2 tRNA genes and 1 rRNA gene are annotated in these 645 nt (G+C 49.9%); all 3 read left to right on the top strand.

Annotation, left to right across the window (positions count from 1 at the left end):
* Window position 1: 1 nt before the first annotated feature.
* The 3 genes from rrf to B5E62_RS16655 all read left to right on the top strand — a co-directional run bounded on the left by rrf (window position 2) and on the right by B5E62_RS16655 (window position 328).
* A 5S ribosomal RNA gene (gene rrf, locus B5E62_RS16645) occupies window positions 2-119 on the top strand.
* A gap of 59 nt (window positions 120-178) precedes the next feature.
* Window positions 179-252 (top strand) — tRNA-Ile (locus tag B5E62_RS16650).
* Window positions 253-255: 3 nt separating this feature from the next.
* Window positions 256-328: transfer RNA gene (locus tag B5E62_RS16655), tRNA-Ala, on the top strand.
* Window positions 329-645: the final 317 nt, after the last annotated feature.

Raw genomic sequence — 645 nt, forward strand, 5'->3', positions numbered from 1 at the left:
TGCTGGTGGCGATGCGCCCGGGGGAAACACCCGTACCCATCCCGAACACGATGGTTAAGCCCCGGGAGGCCGATGGTACTGCACTGGAGACGGTGTGGGAGAGCAGGTGGCCGCCAGCATTAAAAAGAAAAAAGAAGTCCGGAAGGACGGGAGAAAGTGGCGGAAACACTTTTGAGACGGGCTTATAGCTCAGCCGGTTAGAGCGCACGCCTGATAAGCGTGAGGTCGGTGGTTCGAGTCCACTTAAGCCCATCCGGGGGATTAGCTCAGTTGGGAGAGCGCCTGCCTTGCAAGCAGGAGGTCACGAGTTCGAATCTCGTATTCTCCATTGGATGAGAAGGAAAAATCCGGATCATTCGCAATGTACCTTGAAAACCGCATATGAGAAATTGATGAAAATATCAAGACATCCGAGGTATAAGTGAACACTTCACGAGTGCGGAAGCAGGAGTGTTAGTGTGAACTTAGTCCGACGCAAGTCGGACATCATTATTAATGATGATACCACTTTGAAGAAAACAAAGTAAAAAAATTGACCTGAACCAACGCATGTAACGCTATACATGTGTGGCCATAGCAATGAAAGCCCCTCGAGGATCAGAGATCCTCTCGGTGACATTTGCTTCGCAAATATCACTGCCGAAA

Source organism: Lachnoclostridium sp. An118 (genome assembly GCF_002160985.1).
Lineage (GTDB): Bacteria > Bacillota > Clostridia > Lachnospirales > Lachnospiraceae > Claveliimonas > Claveliimonas stercoravium.